We start from the raw sequence: 3,869 nt of genomic DNA, 5'->3' as shown, positions 1-3,869 counted from the left end.
GGGTGATGGTGTTGGGTTGGGTTTCGGGGGCTCAACCCAACCTACGGGGTCTGCTGCCAAATACTCGCAACAAACTTATCGGAATCGGCAGGCTCTGCTCAATAAGGTGCGGCGCTTTTGGATTGAGGGGGTGCTGGAGCGTTCTCTCCATGGTCAGGTATTGCTGACGTTGGGGTTGGAGGAACGGCCTGATGCGATCGCACTTCCCTGGCAAATCACCTATGCCACACCGGGGCAGTCGGTCCAGTCTCTACCTTCGGGTACCCAGGTCAGTCACCTGTTTGAGGCCCTTGGTGAGGGCCGTAGTTTGCTGATTTTGGGTGAACCAGGGGCCGGTAAAACGACGACACTGCTCAGTCTGGCTCGCCATTTGCTAGACCGGCTCGATAGCAGTCAGCGGCTACCGGTAATTTTTAATCTCTCGTCGTGGCTCTATGAACCCATCGAACGCTGGCTGGTAAAAGAACTCAACAGTAAGTATCAGGTACCCAAGGCCATTGGACGCCGCTGGGTGGATGAACAACAGCTGTTGCTATTGCTGGATGGTCTCGATGAGGTGGCCCTAGAACGCCGGGCAGCCTGTGTGGCAGCCCTGAATCAGTTTTATTGCAACTATAGTCCCGAAATGGTGGTATGTAGCCGCATCCGGGACTATGAAACCCTGCCCCAAAAGCTGCAGCTGCAGGCGGCGCTATATCTGCGCCCCCTCACGGATGAACAGATTTTGACCTATCTAAACCGCCCCGATCGAGGGCTGACGGGGTTAAAGTTTCTCTTGGAAAAGGACGCCGCTATTCAGGATACCAACATGTCTCTGATTGAGCTGGCGCGCTCCCCCTTGATTTTGAACATTATGGTGCTGACCTACCAGGGCGTCTCTTCTGAAAAGATTTTGCCCCAAAGCGAGACTGACGCAGCCCCCAATTATCAACAACAGCTGTTTGATGCCTACATTCAACGGATGCTGGCGCGGCGGTCTGACCAGACCTACAGTGTGGTTCAAATCAAAGGCTGGCTGACAACCCTGGCCCAGCGGCTGGTGGCCACCTCCCAGACGGTGTTTCTGATTGAGCGGATGCAGCCGGACTGGCTGCATCCGGCCCAGCGTCGGGTTTATGTAATGGGACTATGGTGTAGCTTTTTTGCGATCGCAACGCTCCTGGGTGCCCAGGTACTGACCCTCGACCGGTTGTTGTTAGCCGTTTTACTCGGCAGCCTCATCTGCAGCCATATTTTTGGTGTCAGTCGCATCACCCCAGCCGAAACCCTGCGCTGGTCGTGGCGGCAGGCCCGCAACAATCTGCTCTTAGGGCTGACCTTAGGCCCCCTAATTGGCTGGAGTCTTAAAGTCGGGTTTGGTCTTATCTTTGGAGATAGCGAGTGTTTGCTCAACGGTGGCTGTCTCACCAACCACAGTCTGATCGGCCTGTCTTTTGGAGCTACCCTCGGTCTCACCTTTGGTCTGATCCGCGGTCTGAGTGGTCAGCGTATCGGTACCGCTAGTCGACCCAACGCCGGCATTTGGCAATCAGCCCGTAACTCCACCCTATTTGCCCTAGTAGCCATGGTTACCCTCTATGTCCCAGGCCTGCTCCTGGGCAACACCAAGGCTACCTTTTGGGCGGCTACCGGTCTAGCCTTTGGCTTTGCAGCAGGCGGTGGCGAGGCCTTGATTAAACATGTGTTGTTGCGGCTGCTCTTGACCGCTGATGGCACCATACCCTGGAACTACAGCAAATTTTTAGACTATGCCGCCGCCAGTATCTTTTTGCAAAAAGTAGGCGGTGGCTATTTGTTTATCCATCGGCTGTTGCTAGAACATTTTGCCTCCCTGGCCGACGAATCTAAATAGGTAGTCAGCCGGAGTGTTAAGGACAATGCAGCCGGGGCTTGAATTCTGATAGTTGATAAAAACGGTGTATTCTGATACAGAACTATCGCTTTCAATGTTTTATGTATTCAACTTTATTTTTATTAATGGGCTCACTATTAATTGTGATCGTAGTGGTTGCTGTTGTGACGTCTAAGTTGAATAGATAGTACAAGCAATATGTTTAGGCATAAAATTTGCAGCTACAATATCTCTTCATTCTCAATCAGCCAATCGCTGATCACATGCAGGCTTACCAGCGGCGTTTACCACAGATAGCAATGTCCATGGGGAACATAGGGAGAAGATAAGACCAGAGACTCAAACAGTTTCTCAATACCGGGAATATTATGCCATATGGGCCATAGTAGCTATTTGAACAACACTGTGTTCGACTTGATACATGCAGTGTGCGGATCGGCCATCGGCAGGACCGTTGAGCACCGTCCTGGTTTTGGTTCAATGGTTATGCGATCGCATAGCCGGTATGCTGACGTACCTGAGGTGGATGAAAGGCCAGGACAATATTCTCCTTGGAGATTCCTGCAGTTACGAGTTCATCCGTAATGCCATCTTCAGTGCCATCAAAATGAATCCATAGTTTGCTATCACGAATTTCTACATGGGTGACAACACCATGGACTCTTTTTTTGCCGTTCCAACCTTCGTTAAAGAGAAGAAAATGGGTACGCTCAGCATCGACGATGACATATTGTCTGATATCACCATAGCTGTATGGAATCTCAGCATAGTCTTTGAGAATTTTTTCTACGGTGTTTTGGTAAAACATCATGGTATCCATTGGAGAATCTCCTGGCGATTGGGTTCAAAAACGATGACTCGCAAGTTCTTTTTTCGAAGTACCCGTTGCCCAAGTTCTTCTGAGAAGAACTCGTCAAAAATAAGATCGCTAATGGCAAGATACAGAAGCCGTTCTGGGTCTTCGTCTTCTAGAATCAGAGAATACAGTTCATACTGTCCCAAGGCTTTTTCTAATTCACTGACGGGAGAAGGGGCCAGGAAGCTTTTGATTTCTACTGCTATTTTGTGTCCTTGCTTTTCAGCGCCTAATAGCTTTTGGGCACCCAAATCGATATACATGGAACGTCTGCCTACCTCAAGTTTGAGTGGATCGTCAGTGATAGTCCAGCCGTCTCTGATTAAAGCTGTTTTAGCAGTATCGTGATATAGATCCTTGGCAGGCATAATGAGTTGGGATAGCGGCCTAAGCTGGCACGAGGGAATTGATTAGAAAGACTATAAGCAGTAGCTATTATGGAAAATAGTACCTATACCATCATAATTTAACGGATATAAATATTGGTCATTGGCGAGGATATGGTTTTATTCACCATAGGCCTATGATCGGTCAATAGCATAGGCTTTTCAAAGCACCCACAAGGGAATGCCCCTACCCGCATGCGATGCGGAAACCGTAATAATTTACGCGGGTGTCTGGGGTGCTATTCATACGACGGGCGGATCGGCAATCGGCGGGTCCGTTGATCCAGGAACCGCCGCGTAGGACGCGATAGATGTTATCGCCATCTGTCCAAACGCTATTGCCGGTTGTCCAGGCACTACCGTCTGTAGGGGCTCCTTTATAGTTTGGGTGCCATAGGTCCTGACACCATTCCCAGACGTTACCGTGCATGTCATAGAGGCCAAAGGCGTTGGCGACGTCGAAGCTGCCGACCGGGGTGGTTTGTTCTCGGAAGATTCCTTGGGGACCGCCATTATAGGTGCCAGAGTAGTGGTTATCACCTGTGGACCAGTCGGTGGTGCTACGATAGTTGGCAAGGTCGGTGGTGAGGATAGGGCCAAAGTGGAATGGTGTAGTGGTGTTGGCGCGGCAGGCGTATTCCCATTCGGCTTCGGTAGGTAGGCGATAGGGACGTCCGGTATGTTGTCGGAGGCGGGCGCAGAATTCGGTGGCAGCATGCCAATTGACACGTTCTACAGGATGGTTGTCGTCACTAAAACGGGATGGATCAGGAAC

4 protein-coding genes are annotated in these 3,869 nt (G+C 50.6%); 1 reads left to right on the top strand and 3 read right to left on the bottom strand.

Translation table 11 applies throughout. The annotated features are described in order from the left end of the window. Positions 1–1,852, top strand: a 1,852-nt coding sequence (locus IQ260_RS28545) for an NACHT domain-containing protein (RefSeq protein ID WP_193996457.1), incomplete at its 5' end; no start/stop codon positions are given. Between the two features lie 484 nt (positions 1,853–2,336). Here IQ260_RS28545 and IQ260_RS28540 read toward each other — a convergent pair. The 3 genes from IQ260_RS28540 to IQ260_RS28530 form a co-directional block, all read right to left on the bottom strand. Further along, positions 2,337–2,672, bottom strand: coding sequence for a XisI protein (locus IQ260_RS28540; protein WP_193996456.1), 336 nt, complete (start codon positions 2,670–2,672; stop codon positions 2,337–2,339). Further along, complete coding sequence (locus IQ260_RS28535; protein ID WP_193996455.1) at positions 2,660–3,076, bottom strand: XisH family protein; 417 nt, start codon at positions 3,074–3,076, stop codon at positions 2,660–2,662. Before IQ260_RS28535 ends, IQ260_RS28540 begins: the two co-directional genes overlap by 13 nt. Positions 3,077–3,281: 205 nt before the next feature. Next, on the bottom strand, positions 3,282–3,869 hold a 588-nt coding region (locus IQ260_RS28530), incomplete at its 5' end, for a formylglycine-generating enzyme family protein (protein WP_193996454.1).

The sequence above is a fragment of the Leptolyngbya cf. ectocarpi LEGE 11479 genome (assembly GCF_015207065.1).
GTDB classification, from domain to species: domain Bacteria; phylum Cyanobacteriota; class Cyanobacteriia; order Phormidesmidales; family Phormidesmidaceae; genus Leptothoe; species Leptothoe ectocarpi.
The sequence above is the reverse complement of the archived record's forward strand: the minus strand, read 5'-3'. Positions and strand labels throughout refer to the sequence as shown.

Coding starts and splice junctions, on each gene's coding strand:
- IQ260_RS28535 (WP_193996455.1), bottom strand. CDS start 3,076: ATGCCTGCCAAGGATCTATATCACGATACTGCTAAAACAGCTTTAATC.
- IQ260_RS28540 (WP_193996456.1), bottom strand. CDS start 2,672: ATGGATACCATGATGTTTTACCAAAACACCGTAGAAAAAATTCTCAAA.